This is a genomic window from Pseudomonas sp. FP1742 (genome assembly GCF_030687145.1).
Taxonomy (GTDB): Bacteria; Pseudomonadota; Gammaproteobacteria; order Pseudomonadales; family Pseudomonadaceae; genus Aquipseudomonas; species Aquipseudomonas frederiksbergensis_D.
The window spans coordinates 2377494-2397852 of sequence record NZ_CP117460.1 but is presented as its reverse complement, the minus strand read 5'-3'; the positions used below and the strand labels follow the sequence as shown (position 1 = coordinate 2397852).

General features: G+C 61.1%; 23 protein-coding genes. 12 read left to right on the top strand and 11 right to left on the bottom strand.

Annotated elements, in window-relative coordinates; genetic code table 11:
• Window positions 1-32: 32 nt before the first annotated feature.
• Window positions 33-608 carry a flavodoxin family protein gene (locus PSH64_RS10690; protein ID WP_105348667.1) on the bottom strand — a complete coding sequence of 192 codons (576 nt, stop codon included), beginning with the start codon at window positions 606-608 and terminating at the stop codon, window positions 33-35.
• Between the two features lie 346 nt (window positions 609-954).
• Between PSH64_RS10690 and PSH64_RS10685 the strand changes: the two genes are divergently transcribed.
• A complete protein-coding gene (locus PSH64_RS10685; protein ID WP_105348670.1) occupies window positions 955-3759 on the top strand; it encodes a winged helix-turn-helix domain-containing protein in 2805 nt (934 codons plus the stop codon).
• Here the strand turns inward: PSH64_RS10685 and PSH64_RS10680 are convergent.
• The gene (locus PSH64_RS10680; protein WP_305480623.1) at window positions 3724-5202 is read right to left on the bottom strand and encodes a winged helix-turn-helix domain-containing protein; all 1479 of its coding nucleotides are present in this window, start codon (window positions 5200-5202) and stop codon (window positions 3724-3726) included. The genes PSH64_RS10685 and PSH64_RS10680 overlap by 36 nt on opposite strands.
• Before the next feature lie 186 nt (window positions 5203-5388).
• Entirely contained in the window at window positions 5389-6339 is a 951-nt protein-coding gene (locus PSH64_RS10675) for a GlxA family transcriptional regulator (protein ID WP_105348675.1), read from the bottom strand.
• A 289-nt stretch (window positions 6340-6628) separates the two neighbouring features.
• On the opposite strand from PSH64_RS10675, the gene PSH64_RS10670 reads away from it, so the two are divergent.
• Entirely contained in the window at window positions 6629-7351 is a 723-nt protein-coding gene (locus PSH64_RS10670; protein WP_305480622.1) for a pirin family protein, read from the top strand.
• A 173-nt stretch (window positions 7352-7524) separates the two neighbouring features.
• Here the strand turns inward: PSH64_RS10670 and PSH64_RS10665 are convergent, their stop codons facing one another.
• The 3 genes from PSH64_RS10665 to PSH64_RS10655 all read right to left on the bottom strand — a co-directional run bounded on the left by PSH64_RS10665 (window position 7525) and on the right by PSH64_RS10655 (window position 9607).
• Window positions 7525-8343, bottom strand: a complete 819-nt coding sequence (locus tag PSH64_RS10665; protein ID WP_105348680.1) for a helix-turn-helix transcriptional regulator — start codon at window positions 8341-8343, stop codon at window positions 7525-7527.
• A gap of 5 nt (window positions 8344-8348) precedes the next feature.
• Window positions 8349-8888, bottom strand: coding sequence for a kinase inhibitor (locus PSH64_RS10660; RefSeq protein WP_305480621.1), 540 nt, complete (start codon window positions 8886-8888; stop codon window positions 8349-8351).
• A gap of 125 nt (window positions 8889-9013) precedes the next feature.
• Window positions 9014-9607, bottom strand: a complete 594-nt coding sequence (locus tag PSH64_RS10655; protein WP_105348684.1) for an NUDIX domain-containing protein — start codon at window positions 9605-9607, stop codon at window positions 9014-9016.
• 129 nt (window positions 9608-9736) lie between these two features.
• Between PSH64_RS10655 and PSH64_RS10650 the strand changes: the two genes are divergently transcribed.
• The gene (locus PSH64_RS10650) at window positions 9737-10177 is read left to right on the top strand and encodes a GNAT family N-acetyltransferase (RefSeq protein WP_305480620.1); all 441 of its coding nucleotides are present in this window, start codon (window positions 9737-9739) and stop codon (window positions 10175-10177) included.
• Window positions 10178-10298: 121 nt separating this feature from the next.
• Here PSH64_RS10650 and PSH64_RS10645 read toward each other — a convergent pair whose 3' ends face one another.
• Window positions 10299-10649, bottom strand: coding sequence for a hypothetical protein (locus tag PSH64_RS10645; RefSeq protein WP_305480619.1), 351 nt, complete (start codon window positions 10647-10649; stop codon window positions 10299-10301).
• A gap of 148 nt (window positions 10650-10797) precedes the next feature.
• On the opposite strand from PSH64_RS10645, the gene PSH64_RS10640 reads away from it, so the two are divergent.
• The 9 genes from PSH64_RS10640 (at window position 10798) to PSH64_RS10600 (ending at window position 15830) form a co-directional block, all read left to right on the top strand.
• Entirely contained in the window at window positions 10798-11046 is a 249-nt protein-coding gene (locus PSH64_RS10640; protein ID WP_007941139.1) for a hypothetical protein, read from the top strand.
• An 18-nt stretch (window positions 11047-11064) separates the two neighbouring features.
• Window positions 11065-11394: a DUF6388 family protein gene (locus tag PSH64_RS10635; RefSeq protein WP_105348692.1), complete on the top strand. Its 330-nt coding sequence runs from the start codon at window positions 11065-11067 to the stop codon at window positions 11392-11394.
• Window positions 11395-11422: 28 nt separating this feature from the next.
• Window positions 11423-12127, top strand: coding sequence for a YoaK family protein (locus tag PSH64_RS10630; RefSeq protein WP_305480618.1), 705 nt, complete (start codon window positions 11423-11425; stop codon window positions 12125-12127).
• Window positions 12128-12351: 224 nt separating this feature from the next.
• Complete coding sequence (tusD, locus tag PSH64_RS10625) at window positions 12352-12744, top strand: sulfurtransferase complex subunit TusD (RefSeq protein WP_064621317.1); 393 nt, start codon at window positions 12352-12354, stop codon at window positions 12742-12744.
• A 1-nt stretch (window position 12745) separates the two neighbouring features.
• Window positions 12746-13108: a sulfurtransferase complex subunit TusC gene (gene tusC / locus PSH64_RS10620; RefSeq protein WP_105348701.1), complete on the top strand. Its 363-nt coding sequence runs from the start codon at window positions 12746-12748 to the stop codon at window positions 13106-13108.
• Window positions 13108-13401: a sulfurtransferase complex subunit TusB gene (tusB, locus tag PSH64_RS10615; protein ID WP_305480617.1), complete on the top strand. Its 294-nt coding sequence runs from the start codon at window positions 13108-13110 to the stop codon at window positions 13399-13401. The genes tusC and tusB overlap by 1 nt, the downstream gene beginning before the upstream one ends.
• Window positions 13398-13733: a TusE/DsrC/DsvC family sulfur relay protein gene (locus PSH64_RS10610; RefSeq protein ID WP_105348705.1), complete on the top strand. Its 336-nt coding sequence runs from the start codon at window positions 13398-13400 to the stop codon at window positions 13731-13733. Before tusB ends, PSH64_RS10610 begins: the two co-directional genes overlap by 4 nt.
• A complete protein-coding gene (locus PSH64_RS10605; protein WP_305480616.1) occupies window positions 13730-14731 on the top strand; it encodes a glycosyl transferase family protein in 1002 nt (333 codons plus the stop codon). The genes PSH64_RS10610 and PSH64_RS10605 overlap by 4 nt, the downstream gene beginning before the upstream one ends.
• 91 nt (window positions 14732-14822) lie before the next feature.
• A complete protein-coding gene (locus PSH64_RS10600) occupies window positions 14823-15830 on the top strand; it encodes a glutathione S-transferase family protein (RefSeq protein ID WP_305480615.1) in 1008 nt (335 codons plus the stop codon).
• Between the two features lie 140 nt (window positions 15831-15970).
• Here PSH64_RS10600 and cysG read toward each other — a convergent pair whose 3' ends face one another.
• From cysG to PSH64_RS10580, 4 genes are read right to left on the bottom strand one after another with little or no spacing between them, the layout of a single operon-like run.
• Window positions 15971-17365 carry a siroheme synthase CysG gene (gene cysG, locus PSH64_RS10595; protein WP_019580092.1) on the bottom strand — a complete coding sequence of 465 codons (1395 nt, stop codon included), beginning with the start codon at window positions 17363-17365 and terminating at the stop codon, window positions 15971-15973.
• Entirely contained in the window at window positions 17366-18646 is a 1281-nt protein-coding gene (serS, locus tag PSH64_RS10590) for a serine--tRNA ligase (RefSeq protein WP_105343908.1), read from the bottom strand. It abuts the gene before it with no gap.
• A 15-nt stretch (window positions 18647-18661) separates the two neighbouring features.
• Entirely contained in the window at window positions 18662-19036 is a 375-nt protein-coding gene (crcB, locus tag PSH64_RS10585) for a fluoride efflux transporter CrcB (RefSeq protein WP_305480614.1), read from the bottom strand.
• Complete coding sequence (locus PSH64_RS10580) at window positions 19036-20358, bottom strand: replication-associated recombination protein A (RefSeq protein WP_305480613.1); 1323 nt, start codon at window positions 20356-20358, stop codon at window positions 19036-19038. The genes crcB and PSH64_RS10580 overlap by 1 nt, the downstream gene beginning before the upstream one ends.
• Window position 20359 lies beyond the last annotated feature (1 nt).

Here is a 20359-nt window from a genome sequence, read left to right as displayed (position 1 = left end):
TTGATTCTCCTGATGCATGGGGTTTACGACGGTTAATAAGAGGTATGAGCCATTCGCTCGGCCAGGCGCGCCACCCGCTCGCCCAAATGTGCGGCAGTGCGGCGGTCTTCCAGGGGCGGTGCAAATTCAGGAGATTGCTCGACGTTCGATTGGGCCATGGCCCCCAGCGAGCTGCCGAGCCGGTTCAACTGCCCGTCGAACACGCCGATGCTGCTGCGCGCCGGCAGCAGGTCGAGGCCGACCCAGATCATCGAGTGCTGGGCGGCGAACACCGCCATCTGCAGCAAGGTGTTGAGCTTGTCGCCACACAGACAGCCGGAGTTGGTGAACCCGGCGGCGAGCTTGTCGCGCCAGGGTTGGGCCAGGTAGAACGACGCGGTGGCCTCCATGAAGCCCTTGAAGGCTGCCGAGGCGCTGCCCATATAGGTGGGAGCGCCAAAGATAATTGCATCGGCACGGTGCAAGCGCTCCCAGTGATCGTCCACTTCCTCGACCGAAATCAGCCGGCAGGTGCTGCCCAGGTGCCGTTCCACACCCTGGCTCACGGCTTCGGCCATGACCCGGGTATGCCCGTAGCCACTGTGATAAACCACCACCACGTTGCTCATTCCGGCTCCTCCAGAAGTGTTCGTCCTTTTTGCGGCACGCTTTTTGTCGCACTTTCTGTTACAAAAAGGCCGAGACCTTCGGCTACTTGAAGAAATGGATTTTTGAGCGTAGACCGGACTCGGTACGAGTTAAACGTTGTTAATTTTCTTCTGTGCCCCCCCATGGCCCCGGCGCGCTCTTCGCCAGCATCGCGCCCAATAAATACGGGGCCGCCGGGCACTGGCGGCAAGGTCGCAGCCGATGCACTTAACACCGAGGCGTTTGACGCTGCGTTGCACAGCCGAAAAAACCTGAGGAATATGCCTGGATACCGCGTGATAGACGGATGCAAGCAGGAGTGACCCGTTGACCCTTACCCCCGAACAGGCCATCCATTTCGGCCCCTACCGGATCTACCCTGGCCAACGCCTGGTGATGGAGGCCGACCAGCCCCTGCGCCTCGGCCGGCAAGCCATGGACATTCTGTTGATGTTGCTGGAGCACGCAGGCCAGGTGGTGAGCAAGCAGCAACTGATCGCCCGGGTCTGGCCCAAAAGCGTGGTGGAAGACACTAACCTGCGCGTACACATGGCGGCACTGCGCAAAGCCCTCGGTGACGGTCAGGCCGGCCAGCGTTACATCATCACCGTCGCCCAGCGCGGCTACAGTTTTGTCGCGCCGTTTTCCCTGGAGTCCAGCGAACAGCGGCAGGAACACGGCGCCCATGAGCCAAATGGTCATAATCTGCCGGTCCGCCGCACCCGCATGATCGGCCGTGAGGCCCTGGTCGACAGCCTGCTGACGCAACTGTCGCGGCAACGTTTCATCACTCTCGTGGGCCCCGGCGGGATCGGCAAGACGACCGTGGCGCTGCGTGTCGCCGAGCAACTGATCGGTCGCTATCGAGACGGTATTCGCCTGGTGGACCTGGCACCGATCAACTGCCCTTTGATGATCGGCGCGCACTTGGCGACAGCGCTGGGCCTGTCGTTGCATGACGCCGACCCCATGAACGGGCTCGCCACATGCTTGCGCGAACGGCAGATGCTGCTGGTCATCGACAACTGCGAACACCTGATCGATGCCATTGCGTTGCTCAGCGAAAGCATCCTGCGCGCGGCGCCCCAAGTGCATATTCTGGCCACCAGTCGCGAAAGCCTGCGGGCCGAAGGCGAATATGTGCAGCGCCTGGAATCGCTGGACTGCCCGCCGCCCATCGCCGTGCTCGACCGAGCTCAGGCCCTGACGTTTTCGGCGCTGCAGTTGTTTGTCGAGCGGGCGATGGCCAGCCACGACAGCTTCGAACTGAGCGAAGCCGACCTGCCGCTGGCGATTGAAATCTGCCGACGTCTGGACGGCATACCGCTGGCGATCGAACTGGCAGCGGCGCAGGTCGGCAACCTGGGTTTGAGCGGCTTGCTGTCGCAACTGCAAGACAGCTTTCGCCTGCTCGCCCAAGGCTGCCCGACCACCATGGGCCGCCATCAGACCCTGCGCGCCACGCTGGACTGGAGCTTCGAACTGCTCAACGCCTGCGAGCAGACGTGCCTGCGCCGACTGGGGATATTCCGGGGCGCTTTTACCCTGGAATCGGCGGCTGCCGTGATTGTCGGCCAGTACATCGAGCCCGACGTAGTGTTTGCCTCGATTACCCAATTGGTGGCCAAGTCATTGCTGAACGTGGAAGTCGGCGACGAAGAAGTGTTCTACCGTCTGCTCGACACCACGCGTGGCTATGCGCTGGAAAAACTCGACCAGGCCCAAGAGCTGGCGGACACCCGAGAGCGCCACGCCGAATGCTGCCTGGCCTTGATGCAGCAGGCGCAGAGTGATTGGGAACACACCCAGAGCGAGCGCTGGACCGAGCGTTACGCCCGCAGCCTGGACGACATTCGTGCAGTCCTGGATTGGGGCTTGAACGCTCAAGGGCCGCAGGCCTTGGCCATCCGTCTCGCCGCGACCTCGGCACCGCTCTGGCAAGAGCTGTCGCTGCTCAAGGAATACGGGGTGTACGTGCGCAAAGCCCTGGCGTTGCTCGAAACGACGCACCAGCCCTGCCCGCGTTTGACCATGAACCTCAAGCTTGCCCTCGGCAGTTCCTGCTACCACACCCAGGGCGGTACCGCCGAAACCATCGAAGCGTTCGTCAGCGCCAAACGACTGGCCGAAGACTATAACGATATGGCCGGTCAACTAAGGGCAATCTCGGGGCACATGGCGGTCAACCTCAGTTGTGGCCAATACCAAATGGCCCTGGAGCAGAGCCGGGAATTTGACCGTTTGGGGCTGCACGGCGACGCGGTGTTATCCCTGAGCACTCACCGCTTGCGGGTCCTGGCTCTGCATTTTGCCGGAGATCAGGCACTGGCGCGGGAGAATGCCGAGCAGGTCATTCAACGCCTGGCCCAGAGCGGCCAACTCAACCGTTTCACCCATGGTTTTGGCGTGCAATACGACCAGAGCGTGGCGACCCTGACGATTCTGGCGCGCATTCTCTGGCTGCAAGGGCTCCCGGAAAAAGCCTGGCATACCGCACGACAGGCGCTCGACATCGCGATGCAAATCAATCATGGCACGTCCATCTGCTACACCCTGGCGCTGTCCGGTTGCCTGATCGCCCACTACAACGGCGACACGCCGGTCGCCCGCGAGCTCCTGGCCTTGCTGCTTGAGCAGGCGAAGAAACACTCGGTGTTGCTGTTCTACACCTGGGCCAAATATTACGCGCAGGTGATCGACGGAACTGATGCGCCCTCATCCCCGCGACCGGACACCGGGTTGGTCAAGGAAATCATGGTCACTCTGGGCAGTCGTTTCATCGATGATGCGTTGCTGGAGCGGGCCGAAAACGGCGCGGCGGGCTGGAGCACGGCAGAGATTCTGCGGGCTCGGGCCGACGCGTTACTGGCAGAGGATTGCCCGAGCAGTGCTGACGCGGCCGAGGCGGTGCTGCTCAAGGCTTTAGCCGTGGCAAAAACCCAGGGAGCGCTGGCCTGGGAACTGCGCAGTGCGACATCGCTGGCCCAGTTGTGGCAGCGTCAGGGCCACTTCCGGCAAGCCCATGAGCTGCTGGCGCCGATTTACCAGCGCTTCACCGAAGGCTTCGCCACACCGGACCTGATCAAAGTCCGGCGGTTACTCGACGAATTGCAGCACGACCTGTCCGACTGATGTCCAGTGGGCCCGGCTGATGTAGCGCTCATAACGCAGTTCGAAGGCACGCAAGTAACCGCTGTTTTCGAGTTTCTCCAGGGCGTAGGTGCGCGTGGTATTGAGGAAACGGTAGCGCGTCACGCCGTTGCCCTGCTCCACCGACAGCAGCGATTTATTCGCCAGACTCTCCACCACGTTGACCAGGCTTGCGGGCAGCAACATCGCGCCACTGATCACGCCAATCGCCGCGTCCAGGGTGAACGCCATCTTGAACACCGCCAGCCGCTGCAACACGATCTGTTCCAACGGGCTCAGCCGTTCATAGCTCCAGTCCAGTGCGGCTTTGAGATTCTGATGCCGTGGCACGGCGGTGCGTCGACCTTGGCTCAACAGCTGAAAACAGTTGCCCAGTTGCGCTTGCAACCCCACCAGCGCCAATGCATCGATCTGCGCCGCCGCCAGTTCAATGGCCAGGGGCAAGCCATCCAGCCGACGACAGATTTCACGCACAGCCTTCAGATCCTGTTGGCGCAAGGCAAACCCTTGCTGACGGGCTCGGGCGCGGCTGACCAACAGCTGCACCGCTGAATACCCCATGGCCTCGTCCACGCTATAAATCGCCGAGGCTGGCGGCACCGTCAGGGGCGGTACCCGCAGCAGCGTTTCCCCCGCTGCTCGCAGCGGTTCGCGACTGGTGGCGAGGATCGACAGTCGAGGCGCCGAGGCCAACAGATCGTCCACCACTGTCCTGCAACGTTCGAGCAGGTGTTCGCAATTGTCGAGCACCACCAAGGCATGCCGTTGCGCCAACGCCTTGGCGCCGACATCCAGTTCCAGGGTGCGCGACAGATGATCGACAAGCTGCGACGGGTCATCGATGGCCGACAGGTCAACCATCCACACACCATCCCGATAGTGCTGCAACAGCAACTCGGCCACGCGCAACGCCACGGTGGTCTTGCCGATGCCAGCAGGGCCGATCAGGGTCATGAAGCGTCGAACCGGCAACTGCCGGACCACGCTGCCGACAATCGAGTCACGACCGGTCACCGGTGTGAGTCGCGCAGGCAGATTGTGTTGAGGCCTGTGCACAGTTTCGACCAGCACCGGCGTATCCGCCCTGTCGTGCTGCACCGGGGCGACGAAGCTATAACCGCGTTGAGGAATGTTAACGATGTAGCGCTGCCCGCTCTGCCCATCGCCGAGCGCTCGACGCAGGGCGGCGATGTGGACGCGCAGGTTGATTTCCTCGACCACCGACGTCGGCCAGACGCGGGCAATCAGCGTCTCTTTACTGACCACCGCACCGGCGCGCTCGACCAGCACCTGCAAAATATCCAGGGCGCGCCCGCCCATGCGCAGTGGCCGATCACCGTCCAGGATCAGCCGTTGGTGCGGGTGAAAAGCGTAGGGCCCGAACCGCAGCACCGTATCGCTGTTTATCTCTCTTAGGCTGTTCATGCACGTTCATGCGCTGAAAACCTGGCCCGGCTCAAGGAACTTCAAGTTCCATCGCACCCGCCCATCCAGGCTCCCGCACCTCCAAGAAAAAGAGTTCACGGGTATCTTGGCAGGCATCGGTGACGGTACAACGGCCACGGGGGGAGCATCACGGCCATCGCGGTGCGCATGACGGACAACAGCCCCCTAGCTGAATTGTTCACGGTACTGGGTGGGGGTCAGGCCAAGCTTTTCACTGAACAGAAAGCGCATATGGCGCACGCTGCCGAAACCGCTTTTGTAGGCCACGGTCTTGAGCGGCAAGTCGCTGGTTTCCAACAGATTCCTGGCGCAATCGATGCGCGCGCTTTGCAGAAACTCCATCGGCGTCATGTTCACTTCCCGGGTGAAAACCCTGGCGAAGTGCCGCGCACTCATGTTCACCAGACTGGCCATGCGTTCGATGCCGAACGCTTCGTCGAGGTGTTCGAGCACATGCTTCTGCACCCGGGTGATCGGCGTTTCCTGGGGCGCCACCGCCGCCATCAACGGGCTGAACTGCGCCTGCCCGCCTTGGCGTTTCATCACTACCAGCAGCACTTTGGCGACATCCTGGGCGACTTTCTTGCCGTGGTCCTGGGCAACCACCGCCAGCGCCAGGTCGATGCCGGCGGTGACTCCGCCGGAGGTGATGAGGCTGCGGTCCTGGACGAAAATCTGATCAGTCTCGACGATGGCCTTGGGAAAGCCCTTGATCAGCCGTTCGGTGTAATGCCAGTGAGTGGTCACGCGAAAGCCGTCCAGCAGCCCGGCATGCCCGAGCACGAACGCGCCGGTGCAGATCGACCCGTATCGGTCCGCACGACTGATGGCCCCCTGAAGCCAGTTAAGCAGCGGCGGATGCTTTTCGTTGTAGGCCCCCGGCCCGCCCGGCACCAGCAACACGTCATAGTGTGCGTTCGCCTGATCGATGTGCAGATCGGCCAGCACGTTCACGCCGTTGGAAGCCCGCAAGGGGCCATGCTCGGTGCCGATGGTCGACAACTCGTAACGGTCCGCCGGCTGCAGATAACGATTGGCGATGGAAAACACCTCCATGGGACCGGCCATGTCGAGCAGGAGAAAGTTTGGGAACAACACCATTGCCACGGTTTTCATGGGTTCAAAATCACTGAGGTCACTAAAAGAGAACGGTTTAATCCTGAGGGAACGGGCTTGCTCGCGAAGCTTTTGGCGCTCCTGAAGGCCCCTTCGCGAGCAAGCCCGCTCCCACAAGTATCCCGCCCCATTATGGCCGAGTGTAACAACAAGGGTACGTGAACCTGCTCACACAACTGTCAACTTGAGCGAGACAGTATTTCAATTTTCATCTACTTATTGCGCTCAACGGTAACCATTAACCTTCTCCTCACTCGGACGAATTCACGTCCTGACAGGAGATTTCATCATGCTGACCCTTCGCAAAGCTTCGGATCGCGGCGCGGCCAATCACGGTTGGTTGAAGTCGTTCCATACCTTTTCCTTTGCCAACTACCGCAACCCACGGGAACAGGGTTTTTCCGACCTGTTGGTGATCAACGACGACCGCGTAGCCGCCGGCAAAGGCTTTGGCCAGCACCCTCACCGCGACATGGAGATCTTCTCCTATGTGCTCGAAGGCGCGCTGGAACACAAGGACACGTTGGGCACCGGTTCGGTGATCCGCCCCGGCGACGTGCAACTGATGAGCGCCGGCAGTGGCGTGGCGCACAGTGAATACAACCACTCATCGACACGCCCGGTGCACTTCCTGCAAATCTGGATCGTGCCTGACGTCAGCGGCGCCAAACCGCGTTATCAGCAAGAGCATTTCAGCACCCAGAAAAAACGCGGCCGCTTGCAGTTGATCATCTCCCCGGATGGGGCCAAGGGTTCATTGAAAGTCCGGCAGGATGCGCGGGTGTATGCCGGCCTGATCGACGGCAAGGAAAGCGCCACCCTGGAACTGGCCGCCGATCGCTATGCTTATGTGCATGTGGCGCGTGGCAAAGTCGAACTGAACGGCATGCAGCTGCAGGAAGGCGACGGCGTACGGGTTCGCGAAGAACAGGTGCTGACCTTGAACAATGGCGTGGATGCCGAGGTACTGGTGTTTGATTTGCGGCCGCAGGAATTGCCGGAAATGCCGTGATCCTATCCCTACAACGCGCAGAAATGGCCTTGGCAATGCCAGTCAATTAGAGTGCGGAACCTGTGGGAGCGGGCTTGCTCGCGAAGGCGGTGTGCCAGACAACATTCATGTCGACTGACACGCCCTCTTCGCGAGCAAGCCCGCTCCCACACTGGATCTGCACCAGGCAGGCCCTAGATCGTTGCCCGCAATTCCCGTGGCGACAGGCCGTAATGTGAGCGAAAGCGCACGGCAAAACGTGAGGCCGAGGCGTAGCCGCTGGCACCGGCAATTTCACCGATGGGCCGGGACGTGGTTTGCAACCATTGCAACGCGGTCGCCAGTCGAACGCTTTCCAGAATATTCCTGAAACTGCTCCCCTCATTGGCCAGCTGGCGACGCAACGTCGATTCGCCGAGGTTCAGGTGTTGTGCGACGCTCGCAACCGTCCAGTCGCTCTCAGGGCTGCCCATCAGCAACTGCTGCACCCGTTCGGACAGTGGATCATTGCGATCCATCAGCAGCGGTCCGGCCTGGCCGTTGAGGCCCAGGCTGAGCAGAACCGCTTCCCCATAGTGGGTGCGTAATGCATCCGGAGCGTTCGCATTGATGGCGGCCAATAACTGATCCCATGCCTGCGTCGTGTGCCGGTCCAGAGGAACACACAGATCTGTGGTCGGGGCACGGTGACCACTCATGATCTGGCGGCCATATCGGTTGCTGAAGTTGCGCAGTGTCGAACCGGGAAAGGTCACGACATCAGCGATGTAGTGACCGTGAAGACCGGGGAAGTTCGAGATACCAAGCTCACGCCCGGCCGGCATCAGAATCAGATGTTGCGGCCCTGCGCGCATCTCCCGATCATCCCATTGCAGCAGCTTTTCCCCCTGTCGCACTCGACACAAGGTGGTTGCGAATATCGGCACCCGTTGCAAGGTATGAGGCTGCCGCGCCCTTATGACACACGCATCGATAATGTTTTCCCGGTGCTGGATGCCGTCACAAGGGCGCATTGTGCTTAACGTCCGTAAGTTGAAGTGATGGTCGCTTTGGCCAAGGCGTTGGCATTGAGCATATAGCCCACCAGGGCGCCGCTGGCCTGGCTGTCGAGTGGCAGCTTATCGACTTTCAACGCCCATACGGTGAATTGATAGCGATGGGGCTTATCCCCTGCCGGAGGGCAAGCTCCGCCAAAGCCCGACTGGCCATAATCGGTTCGCCCTTGTACTGCGCCGGCAGGCAGGTTCGAACCGACCCCTCTTGGCACACTGCTGGTGGAAGCCGGTAAGTTGACCACCGTCCAATGCCACCAGCCGCTGCCGGTCGGCGCATCAGGATCGTAGACCGTGATCGCATAACTTTTAGTGCCCGCCGGGGCGTTGGACCAGGACAGTTGCGGAGACGTATTACCCCCTTCGCAACCGAAGCCCTGAAACACCTCGCGACTGGTCAGCGGGCGATTTTCAGCAATATCCTGGCTGGTCAACGAGAAGTCGGCAGCGTGCCCGGTGAGGACGACGCCCATGGACAATGCGCAGAGGATAATTCGGATGTTCATCGTGACCTCATCGGTGTCTTGGTATGAAGCACGAGTCTAGAGAGAGCAAAGGCTGATTACTGTGCCGAAATGCTCGACCATTGTGCCTGAACGCTCTCTCGATCCAGGCATTGCCGCAGGTGATCTCAAACCCCTGCGAAGATATTTTTCATCGCCGCATACTGCAGCAGCATGATGGTCTTGGCATCGCAGATTTCCCCGCGATAGAACGCTTCAAGAGCATCGTCGAACGGCCACTCCAGCACTTCCAGTTCTTCGGTTTCTTCTTCCAGCCCGCCACCCTCGCCGACTTTCGAAGACGCGTCGTACTCGGCAATAAAGAAATGCAGTTTCTCCGTGACCGAACCCGGGCTCATGTAGGACTCGAACACCTTCTGCACATGGTGGACGCGATAGCCGGTTTCTTCTTCGGCTTCAGCGCGAATGCGCTCTTCAGGTGCAGCGCCTTCCAGCAACCCCGCCGCTACTTCAATCAACAAGCCATCATGGCCGTTGACGAACACCGGCAACCGGAACTGGCGAGTCAGCACGACGGTTCTCTTCTCACGGTTGAACAGCAGGATCGCCGCCCCGTTGCCACGGTCATAAACCTCGCGGGTCTGGCGCTGCCAGTCGCCGTTGTTGCGCAAGTAATCGAACGTGATTTTCTTCAGCAGGTACCAGTCGTGGGACAACACCTGGGACTCGATGATGTTGACCCGCTCGGCTGTGACAGACATAACAACCCATCCTTACTTTCATCAGAAAGCGTACATGTTAGGCCAAAACAGATTTCTCTGGTTTGGGGGGATAGAACAATCGCGGCGACCGGGATAGGCTCAGCCTTCACCGCCATAAGGATGTAGCACATGACCCTGCGAATCGAACTGTCGACAAATGCCACCCAGCAAGAGCGCGACGCAATCCTCGCTCCACTGCGCGTCTACAACGCCTCAAAGGCCGGGCCCACGGTGTCAGAGCAAATTGCTTTGCTGGTACGCGATGACAACGACGAGATTCTCGGCGGGCTTTATGCCCGGGTGTTTTACCAGTGGTTTTTCATTGAGTTGTTGTCGGTGCCGGACCAGGCACGGGGACAAGGGCTGGGCTCGAAGCTGATGCAGATGGCCGAAGACCTGGCGCGGGAGAAAGAGTGCATCGGGATCTGGCTGGACACCTTCGACTTCCAGGCGCCGGAATTCTACAAAAAACACGGCTACAGCGAGCTGGGGCACATTGCCGATTATCCGCCGGGCCACAAGCGCTTCTTTTTCCAGAAGCGCCTCGTTAACACTGATCAAGACGCGTAACTGTGGGAGCGGGCTTGCTCGCGAAGGCGGTGTGCCAGACAACATTCATGTCGACTGACGCGCCCTCTTCGCGAGCAAGCCCGCTCCCACACTGGAATGGCGTCAGCCGATCAGGCCGTGCTTAAAGGCAGGTCGCCAACGCCGCCAAACGGCGCTTGGCGACAAAATCATCATGCTGGGCGTAGTAGCTCAAGGCCGTGCCTGACGCATCGGTGGTCACGTCCACGAAAGACTCGGCCGAACGGGTGTAGACCGTCGAGCCGCCCTTCTTGCCCGGCTGCAAATACGCGCCAGCATCGACGCCGAACACTGCCTCGTCCTGCCAGGCAAACTGCACGCACTGGGCGACGACTTTTTCCGGTTTGTCCGAGGTCAGGGTTTTGTACGGGGTTTTGCCGCGGGCGTCGTTCATCGCCGATCCGGCACAGCCCGCCAGCAAGGTTGCGGCCAGCGCCACCATCAGAATTCGCATTGCGTTCGCTCATCAGGAAAAAGCGGACTGTACCACCGCGGCGCGGCGTATCGTTCTGCTTTACTTCATTTATACCGCGACACCGCGCAACGATTCGCGCACCCTGTCGCGCCAATATCGTCGCATCGCCCATTTTCCAGGAAAGGTCATGACACCCAACGCCGAGTTCTACAAACCCTCCACCGACTACGCCGACAAGCTGATCAGCCAGATCGGTCAGACGCCGGCCTGGATCGCCAAGCGAATTGGCGTCACCGACAAGCGGATTCGTTACATTCTCGACGGCGAAAGAACCGTCAAAGGCGAAACCACGCCGATCCAGATGACCTACACCGAGCAGTTTGCCCTCGAGTGTCTGGCCGCGGCTGCCAAGGCGAGCAAAAAGCAGTCTTCGTAATCCCTTCAAGGAGTGACCATGGCGGCAACCGAACAGCAACACGAGCAGGCGCTGAAGAAGTTTCTCGATCAGCGCCCCGAACTGCGCGTCGAACTGGATAACCTGAATCCACTGTTGGCCCAGGCCAAGAGCCAGACGGTGGCGCAGTACCGCGACGAGCGTTTGCATGAAGCGTTCGAAGCCGAGGCGGAGCGCCTGGGTTTGTTTGCCTGGGAGCTGACGTTGCAACTGACCACCGCCACACCCGAGGAATATCAGGCCCAACGCATGGAAGTGCACAAGGAAGTTGCAGAGATGGCCGGCATGGACTGGCTTGAGTATTGCGAGTTATATGGGTTAGCCAAGTAATCATCGCTGCTCAAGGAAGTCCTCTTCAATGCTGCCTTCTCCTTCAAGCACCCGGGCCACGCCGGGCCATCTGCATACTCATAAATGGCGCGGACGCATCGGCCTGTCGCTGGTCGCCGGTTTGTCGGTGCTCGCCGGCATGACCGATGCCATCGGCTTCATGGCCAGCGGCGACTTCGTGTCCTTCATGAGCGGCAACACCACACGCCTTGCCGTAGCAATCAGCGATGGCGACCTCGGGCTGACTTTGCGTCTGGTGATTCTCGTGGCCACGTTCGTCATCGGCAATGCCTTGGGCATTGTCGTCAGCCGATTCGGTGGCCGACGGGCGCTGCCATTGATGCTGTGCATCGCCACGTTGCTGTGCGGCGCCGCAGCCTGGCCCTATGACCTGCAACTGCCGGCGCTGCTGGCAACGATCATTGCCATGGGCATGCTCAATGCTGCGGTGGAAGAGGTCAATGGACTGCCGGTCGGCCTGACCTACGTCACCGGCGCGCTGTCGCGGTTCGGCCGTGGACTGGGACGCTGGATGCTTGGCGAGCGGCGCAATGGCTGGCGCGTGCAGTTGATCCCGTGGACCGGAATGTTTGCCGGCGCGGTGATTGGGGCGCTGCTGGAACAGCATCTGGGGCTCAAGGCGCTGTTTGTCAGTGGCCTGTTTGCCGGGGCGCTGGGGGTGATGTCGTTGAAGATTCCGCGGCGCTGGCAGTTGGGTTATATGCCGCGCTAAGTAGCGTGATCAGATCCTGCACTTATGTTGCAGGGAAGTCCGTCTTCGCGAGCAAGCCCGCTCCCACACTCGACTCTATCGATCACAAAATCGTGATCCGCCGCAGATCCAGTGTGGGAGCGGGCTTGCTCGCGAAGGCGGCGACTCGGTCTTCAGGTAAACGCCCTTCGCCGCACCCGCGATAAAGCTTTATCATGGCCGCAGTTTTGCTGATCGAGTCCGCCATGAAGTTTGCCATTGCGCTGTTTTCCGCCGCCCATGCGCCCTCCTCGCGCCGTGCCTTGCTGTTCGCCCAGGCCGCGCTGGCCGGCGGACATGAGATTGTCCGGCTGTTTTTCTATCAGGATGGCGTCTACAACGCGTCCGGCAGTGTGGTCACGCCTCAGGATGAGCAGGACTTGCCCAAGCAATGGCGCAACTTTGTCAGCGAGCATCAACTCGATGGCGTGGTCTGCATCGCCGCCGCCCTGCGTCGTGGCGTGCTGAACGAGGAAGAAGCCCAGCGCTATCAGCGTGAAGCGGTCGCCGTGGGAGCGCCGTGGGAATTGTCCGGCCTTGGCCAGTTGCATGACGCGGTGCAGGACGCTGACCGCCTGATCTGTTTCGGAGGCGCGTGAAATGGCTAAATCCTTGCTGATTATCAGCCGGCAGGCGCCATGGTCCGGGCCGAATGCGCGGGAAGCGCTGGATATTGTTCTGGCCGGCGGCGCCTTCGATCTGCCGATCGGCCTGCTGTTTCTCGATGACGGAGTGTTCCAGCTCGCTGCGAAACAGGACGCCAAAGCCCTGCAACAGAAAGACCTGAGCGCCAACCTGCAAGCCTTGCCGATGTTTGGTGTCGAAGACTTGTTTGTGTGCGCTGACAGCGTAGCGGCCCGAGGTCTTGACCCGGCAGGTCTGTCACTTGCAGAAGCCCGGGTGCTGAGCGCCCAGGACATCACCGCCCTTATTGACCGTTACGACCAGGTGATCACCCTCTGATGTCGACTTTGCATGTGTTGTCTCATTCCCCTTTCGGCGACGAGCGCCTGGGCAGTTGCCTGCGCGTGATCGGCGCCGACGATGCGCTGCTGCTGAGCGGCGACGCGGCCTATGCCCTGCAGCCAGGCACCGCGCCATTCAGCTCTTTGCATGCTCGCAACCTGAAACTGTTCGTACTGGCCGAAGACGCACAGGCCCGGGCTCTGCAAGTCCCGGACTGGGCCAACGCCATCGATTACCCGGCCTTCGTCGAACTGTCGATTCACTATGACAAGGTCAACAGTTGGCTATGAAATCCCTGACCGTTGGCGCCCGCGCCATTGAACTGGACAAGGACGGTTTCCTGGTCGAACTGAGCGACTGGTCGGCCGAGGTGGCCGCCGCCCTCGCCGCCGCCGAAGGCATCGAGTTGAGTCCGGAACACTGGGAGATCCTCGAACTGCTGCGCCGTTTCTACGACGAATTCCAGCTGTCCCCGGCCACCCGCCCGTTGATCAAGTACACCGCATTGAAACTCGGCCCCGACAAGGGCAACAGCCTGCACCTGAACCGACTGTTCAAAGGCACCCCTGCCAAACTCGCCGCGAAACTGGCGGGCCTGCCCAAACCGACGAATTGCTTATGACCGACTATCCAGCGCTGACCCTCGAAACGCCCGCCGAGCACCCGTTCGCCCAATTCGTGCGGATCCTTGGCAAAGGCAAACGCGGCGCCCGCGATCTGACCCGGGCCGAAGCCCGCGAGGCCATGGGCATGGTGCTCGACGACAAGGTCGAGGACACCCAGCTCGGCGCGTTCCTGATGCTGTTGCGGCACAAGGAAGAAAGCGCCGAGGAAATGGCCGGGTTCGCCGAAGCCTTGCGTGAACGCCTGAATCCACCGGCGCTGGCGGTCGATCTGGATTGGCCGACGTATGCCGGCAAGAAGCGCCACTTGCCGTGGTATCTGCTGGCGGCCAAGTGCCTGGGGCAGAACGGCGTGCGCATTTTCATGCATGGCGGCGGCGCGCACACGGCGGGTCGGCTCTACAGTGAACAACTGCTCCAGACGCTGAACATACCGCTGTGCCGCAATTGGCAGCAGGTCGGGTCGGCGCTTGATCAGGGCGGTCTGGCGTTCATGCCCCTGGTGGACTGGGCACCCCAGCTTCAGCGGATGATCGACCTGCGCAACACTCTGGGCCTGCGCTCGCCGATCCATTCCCTGACGCGGATTCTCAACCCGCTGAGCGCCCGCTGTGGCCTGCAAAGCATTTTCCACCCCGGCTACCAGGCGGTGCACCGCGATGCCAGCGGTTTGCTCGGCGATACCGCCATCGTCATCAAGGGTGATGGCGGCGAGATCGAGGTCAATCCGGACGCCGACAGTCACCTGTACGGCACCACCGGTGGCGAAAGCTGGGATGAAGAATGGCCGCAGCTGTCGAGCCAGCGCCACGTCAAACCGGCGACGCTCGATCCCGAGCACTTGAAAGCCGTGTGGCGTGGCGACGTGGTCGACAGCTACCCGCAAATGGCATTGATCTCGACCATGGCCCTGGCCTTGCGCGGCCTCGGCCAGCCCCGCGAACAAGCCTTCGAAACCGCCCAGCAATACTGGGATGCCCGGGATCGATCGATTTAATCGATCATAACAGTCCAACCTTTGCGCTTTTTGTTCGAACCTATGCGCATAGACTCCTCTCCAACGCTTATTAGGTTGAGGAGTCAGGCACATGGGTTTGTTAGTTGAAGGTCGCTGGCAGGATCAGTGGTACCAAAGCAGCAAGGACGGCGCGTTCCAGCGTGAACAGGCACAGCGTCGCAACTGGCTGACCGCCGATGGCAAGCCGGGCCCGACCGGCGTCGGTGGTTTTGCCGCCGAGGCCGGGCGCTATCACCTGTATGTGTCCCTCGCCTGCCCGTGGGCCCATCGCACGCTGATCCTGCGCAAACTCAAAGGCCTGGAAAGCCTGATCGACGTGTCGGTGGTCAGTTGGTTGATGCTGGAAAACGGCTGGACCTTCGATAAAAACCTCGGATCGACCGGTGACAAGCTCGATCACTTCAATTTCATGCACCAACGCTACACCGCCGATACCGCCGACTACACCGGCCGCGTCACCGTGCCGGTGCTGTGGGACAAGCAGCTGGGACGTATCGTCAACAATGAATCGGCGGAGATCATCCGCATGTTCAACAGCGCGTTCGATGACTTGACCGGCAATGACCTGGATTTCTACCCGGCACCGCTACGCAGCGAAATTGACGCCCTGAACGAGCGGATTTATCCGGCGGTAAACAACGGCGTCTATCGCGCCGGGTTTGCTACCTCACAGCAGGCTTACGAAGAGGCGTTCGATGAGTTGTTTGCTGAGCTGGATCGGCTGGAACAGCTGCTGGGCGCCAATCGTTACCTGACGGGTGAATACCTGACTGAAGCGGATATCCGCCTGTTCACCACGATGATTCGTTTTGACGCGGTGTATTACGGCCACTTCAAATGCAATCTGCGGCGGATTGCCGATTATCCGAACCTGTCGAACTGGCTACGGGAGATTTATCAGTGGTCGGGGATTGCCGAAACGGTGAATTTCGAACACATCAAGAATCACTACTATGGCAGCCACAAGACCATCAATCCGACCGGGATCGTGCCGAAAGGGCCGGCGCAGGATTTTACCAAAGCGCATGATCGGGGGCGGTTGAGCGGGAAAGGGGTTTGGCGTAAAGCGCAGGTCTGATCTGAAGCATGGGTTGGTTTTGAGGGCCTCTTCGCGAGCAAGCCCGCTCCCACATTTTGATCTGTATTTGGCCATGAATCTGCGGCTGAACACGGGCCAATGTGGGAGCGGGCTTGCTCGCGAAGGGAGCGACTCGGTCTCTAGACCTGCGCCTGAGCCCCTTCGAACCACGCCAGTTTCTCGCGCAGTTGCACCACTTCCCCGACGATCACCAGTGTCGGCGCATGCACTTCATGCTCCGCCACCAGCCGTGGAAGGTCGGCCAGGGTGCCGGTAAACACCCGCTGATTGACCGTGGTGCCCTGCTGGATCAACGCCGCCGGAGTATCGGCGGCGCGACCGTGTTTGATCAATTGCTCGCAAATGATCGGCAAGCCTACCAGCCCCATGTAAAACACCAGGGTTTGCGCCGGCGCGACCAGGTCGGCCCACGGCAAATCGGTGGAACCGTCCTTGAGGTGCCCGGTGACAAACCGCACTGACTGCGCGTAATCACGGTGAGTCAGCGGAATACCGGCATACGCCGCGCAGCCGCTGGCAGCGGTAATGCCCGGCACGACCTGGAACGGGATGCCATGGGCCGCCAGTTCTTCGATCTCTTCACCGCCGCGCCCGAAGATAAACGGATCGCCGCCCTTCAAGCGCACCACGCGCTTGCCGGCCTTGGCCAGATCCACCAGATGCTGGTTGATCTGTTCCTGAGGCACGGCGTGATCGGCACGGCGCTTGCCGACGTAAACCCGCTCGGCATCGCGACGGCACAAATCCAGAATCGCCGGCGCCACCAGACGGTCATACAGCACCACGTCGGCTTGCTGCATCAGGCGCAAGGCGCGGAAGGTCAACAGGTCGGGATCACCCGGCCCAGCGCCCACCAGATAAACTTCGCCAGTGGCGACAGGCGCCTCGCCATTGATTTTCGCCAGCATCAGGCGCTCGGCCTCGGCACCCTGCCCGGCCAGTTGCCGGTCGGCAATCGGGCCCTGGAATACATCCTCCCAGAACGCCCGACGCTGCTGCACGTCCGGAAACAGGCCTTTGACCTGGTTGCGGAAACGCGCCGCCAGACCGGCCAGTTGACCGTAAGTGGAAGGAATCCAGGTTTCCAGCTTGGCGCGAATCAACCGCGCCAGCACCGGCGCATCGCCGCCACTGGACACGGCAATGATCAGCGGCGAACGGTCGACGATCGCCGGGAAGATCACGCTGCACAGGGCCGGCGCGTCCACCACGTTGACCGGCACGCAACGCCGATGGGCATCGGCGGAGACTTGCGCATTCAGCGGTTCATCGTCGGTGGCGGCGATGATCAGCCCGCAACCGTCCAGATCCGCCTCGACGTAGCCACGCACCAGGCACTCGCCACCGCTGCCGGCTACCAGCTCACGCAACTGCGGTTCGATTTCAGGTGCGACCACCCGCAGCAGCGCACCGGCTTCGGCCAGCAGGCGGGATTTGCGCAAGGCAATCTCCCCCCCGCCGACGACCAACACACGACTGCCGCGAAGGTTATGGAACAGCGGCAGATAGTCCATTTAGCCGATGACCTCAAGGCCACCCATGTACGGCTTGAGCACTTCAGGCACACGGATCGAACCGTCGGCCTGCTGATAGTTCTCCAGTACCGCCACCAGGGTACGACCGACCGCCAGGCCGGAACCGTTCAGGGTATGCACCAGCTCAGGCTTGCCGGTTTCCGGGTTGCGGAAACGCGCTTGCATGCGGCGGGCCTGGAAGTCGCCACAGTTGGAGCACGACGAAATCTCGCGGTACTTGTCCTGGCTCGGGATCCACACTTCGAGGTCGTAGGTCTTGACCGCGCTGAAGCCCATGTCGCCGGTGCACAGCGCCAGGGTACGGTATGGCAGCTCCAGCAGTTGCAGGACTTTCTCGGCGTTGGCGGTCAGGTTTTCCAGCGCTTGCATCGAGGTCGACGGCTCAACGATCTGGACCATCTCAACTTTGTCGAATTGGTGCTGACGGATCATCCCGCGAGTGTCGCGACCCGACGCACCGGCCTCGCTGCGGAAGCACGGCGTATGCGCGACGAACTTGATCGGCAACAGCTTCGAATCGACGATTTCGCCGGCCACGATGTTGGTCAACGACACTTCAGCGGTCGGGATCAGGTACAGATCGGCTTCGCCGTCGCGGCTGATCTTGAACAGGTCTTCTTCGAATTTCGGCAACTGACCAGTGCCCTGCAGGGCCGGCGCTTGTACCAGATAAGGCGTGTAGGCCTCTTCGTAACCGTGTTCGTTGATGTGCAGGTTGATCATGAACTGCGCCAGGGCACGGTGCAGACGAGCAATCGGGCCGCGCAGCAGGGCGAAACGGGCGCCGGACAGCTTGGCGGCGGTTTCGAAGTCCAGCCAGCCGAACTTCTCGCCCAGGGCCACGTGGTCCTGAACCGGGAAGTCGAAAGCCTTCGGCGTGCCCCAACGGCGTACTTCAACGTTGCCTTCTTCGTCATCGCCGATCGGCACCGATTCGTGCGGGAGGTTCGGGATACCCAGCAGGATCGAATCCAGCTCGGTCTGGATCGCGTCCAGCTCGACTTTACCGGCGCTCAACTCGCCCGCCATGCGCTCGACGTCCGCCATCAGCGGCGCGATGTCTTCGCCGCGCTGCTTGGCCTGACCGATGGATTTGGAGCGCGCGTTACGTTCGGCCTGCAGAGCTTCGGTGCGGGTCTGGACGGTCTTGCGCTGTTCTTCCAGCGCTTCGATGCGCACGACATCCAGGGCAAAGCCACGGGATGCCAGGCGGTCCGCTACGTCCTGAAGGTTGCTACGTAACAGTTTGGAATCGAGCATGTCGGTTTCTCGTTATCAAAGTTTGGTCAAGGACAGGCCAGCCCAGGTGGCGAGCAGCCCGCCGAATACGCTGATGGCCGCATAGCCCAGGGCCAGCGGCACCTGCCCGGTTTCCAGCAGGCGCACCGTATCCAGTGAAAAGGATGAAAAAGTCGTCAGCCCCCCGAGGAAGCCGACGATCAGCCCGGCGCGCACCGCAAACGATACTTCCGGGCGAATCAAAAACAGGCCGTATAGAACGCCGATCAGCAAACAGCCCACGATATTAACGGCCAGCGTCGCGGTATAGAAGTGCCGCGGCCAATTCGCGTTGATCCAGCTACCGGTGGCGAAGCGCAATAGGGTGCCGGCGACACCGCCGACAGAAACCGCAACAATTAAGGGAATCACTATTTTCTCCGCTGTCGGGGGCTTAGACGGTCAAGCTGCGCGAGGTGGCTGAGCTTTTCGCCGATCTTCAGCTCCAAGCCGCGGGGCACCGGTTGATAGAACCGTTGTGGCTCGAGCTCTTCCGGGAAGTAGTCCTCGCCCGCAGCGTAGGCATCCGGCTCATCGTGGGCATAACGGTATTCATCGCCATAGCCCAATTGCTTCATCAACTTGGTCGGCGCATTGCGCAGGTGCAGCGGCACTTCCAGCGAACCGTGTTCGGTGGCGCTACGCATCGCGACCTTGAAGCCCATGTATACCGCGTTGCTTTTTGGCGCGCAGGCCAGGTATGTAATGGCCTGGGCCACCGCCAATTCGCCTTCGGGGCTGCCGAGGCGCTCCTGCACTTCCCACGCGGCCAGGCACAGGCTCAAGGCGCGAGGGTCGGCGTTGCCGATGTCTTCGCTGGCCATGCGCACCACGCGCCGGGCCAGGTACAGCGGGTCGCAGCCGCCGTCGATCATCCGCGCGAACCAGTACAGCGCAGCATCGGGGTTGGAGCCGCGAACCGATTTATGCAGCGCGGATATCTGGTCGTAGAAGGCTTCGCCGCCCTTGTCGAAACGCCGACGGGTATCGCCGAGCAGGCTTTGCAGCAGGTCGACACCGATTTCGCTGTTGTCTTCGGCCAGGTCAGAAGCGTTTTCCAGCAGATTGAGCAGACGCCGGCCATCGCCATCGGCGGCGGACAGCAGCATCTGGAAGCCCTCGTCGCTGAGGGTCAGTTGCCGCTTGCCCAGCCCACGCTCTTCGGTCAGCGCGCGATGCACCAGCTTGCGCAGGGCGGCTTCGTCGAGGCTTTTGAGCACATAGACGCGCGCCCGGGACAGCAGCGCGTTATTGAGTTCGAACGAGGGGTTTTCCGTGGTCGCGCCGATGAAAATCAGCGTGCCGTCTTCAACGTACGGCAGGAACGCATCCTGCTGGGACTTGTTGAAGCGATGCACTTCGTCGACGAACAGGATGGTGCGCTTGCCATACTGCCCGGCCTGCTGCTTGGCGACTTCCACCGCCTGGCGAATCTCCTTGACCCCGGCCAGCACCGCCGAAACCGTTTCGAAGTGCGCATCCGAGACTTCCGCCAGCAGCCGCGCCAGGGTGGTTTTACCCACGCCCGGTGGCCCCCAGAAAATCATCGAGTGCAGGGCACCCTGCTCCAGGGCTTCGCGCAAAGGCTTGCCGCGAGCGAGCAGGTGTTCCTGACCGACGTACTCGTCCAGATTGGTCGCGCGCAAACGGGCGGCCAGGGGCTGAGCAATCGGGGCACTGCGAAACAGGTCCATC

Bases quoted from the DNA above. Each gene is read 5' to 3' on its own strand.
- PSH64_RS10675 (WP_105348675.1), bottom strand. From the start codon at position 6,339: ATGAAAACCGTGGCAATGGTGTTGTTCCCAAACTTTCTCCTGCTCGAC.
- PSH64_RS10600 (WP_305480615.1), top strand. From the start codon at position 14,823: ATGGGTTTGTTAGTTGAAGGTCGCTGGCAGGATCAGTGGTACCAAAGC.
- PSH64_RS10605 (WP_305480616.1), top strand. From the start codon at position 13,730: ATGACCGACTATCCAGCGCTGACCCTCGAAACGCCCGCCGAGCACCCG.
- PSH64_RS10630 (WP_305480618.1), top strand. From the start codon at position 11,423: ATGCTGCCTTCTCCTTCAAGCACCCGGGCCACGCCGGGCCATCTGCAT.
- tusD (WP_064621317.1), top strand. From the start codon at position 12,352: ATGAAGTTTGCCATTGCGCTGTTTTCCGCCGCCCATGCGCCCTCCTCG.
- PSH64_RS10640 (WP_007941139.1), top strand. From the start codon at position 10,798: ATGACACCCAACGCCGAGTTCTACAAACCCTCCACCGACTACGCCGAC.
- PSH64_RS10670 (WP_305480622.1), top strand. From the start codon at position 6,629: ATGCTGACCCTTCGCAAAGCTTCGGATCGCGGCGCGGCCAATCACGGT.
- cysG (WP_019580092.1), bottom strand. From the start codon at position 17,365: ATGGACTATCTGCCGCTGTTCCATAACCTTCGCGGCAGTCGTGTGTTG.
- PSH64_RS10610 (WP_105348705.1), top strand. From the start codon at position 13,398: ATGAAATCCCTGACCGTTGGCGCCCGCGCCATTGAACTGGACAAGGAC.
- PSH64_RS10660 (WP_305480621.1), bottom strand. From the start codon at position 8,888: ATGAACATCCGAATTATCCTCTGCGCATTGTCCATGGGCGTCGTCCTC.
- PSH64_RS10650 (WP_305480620.1), top strand. From the start codon at position 9,737: ATGACCCTGCGAATCGAACTGTCGACAAATGCCACCCAGCAAGAGCGC.
- PSH64_RS10645 (WP_305480619.1), bottom strand. From the start codon at position 10,649: ATGCGAATTCTGATGGTGGCGCTGGCCGCAACCTTGCTGGCGGGCTGT.
- tusB (WP_305480617.1), top strand. From the start codon at position 13,108: ATGTCGACTTTGCATGTGTTGTCTCATTCCCCTTTCGGCGACGAGCGC.
- tusC (WP_105348701.1), top strand. From the start codon at position 12,746: ATGGCTAAATCCTTGCTGATTATCAGCCGGCAGGCGCCATGGTCCGGG.
- PSH64_RS10655 (WP_105348684.1), bottom strand. From the start codon at position 9,607: ATGTCTGTCACAGCCGAGCGGGTCAACATCATCGAGTCCCAGGTGTTG.
- PSH64_RS10680 (WP_305480623.1), bottom strand. From the start codon at position 5,202: ATGAACAGCCTAAGAGAGATAAACAGCGATACGGTGCTGCGGTTCGGG.
- PSH64_RS10580 (WP_305480613.1), bottom strand. From the start codon at position 20,358: ATGGACCTGTTTCGCAGTGCCCCGATTGCTCAGCCCCTGGCCGCCCGT.
- serS (WP_105343908.1), bottom strand. From the start codon at position 18,646: ATGCTCGATTCCAAACTGTTACGTAGCAACCTTCAGGACGTAGCGGAC.
- PSH64_RS10635 (WP_105348692.1), top strand. From the start codon at position 11,065: ATGGCGGCAACCGAACAGCAACACGAGCAGGCGCTGAAGAAGTTTCTC.
- PSH64_RS10690 (WP_105348667.1), bottom strand. From the start codon at position 608: ATGAGCAACGTGGTGGTGGTTTATCACAGTGGCTACGGGCATACCCGG.
- PSH64_RS10665 (WP_105348680.1), bottom strand. From the start codon at position 8,343: ATGCGCCCTTGTGACGGCATCCAGCACCGGGAAAACATTATCGATGCG.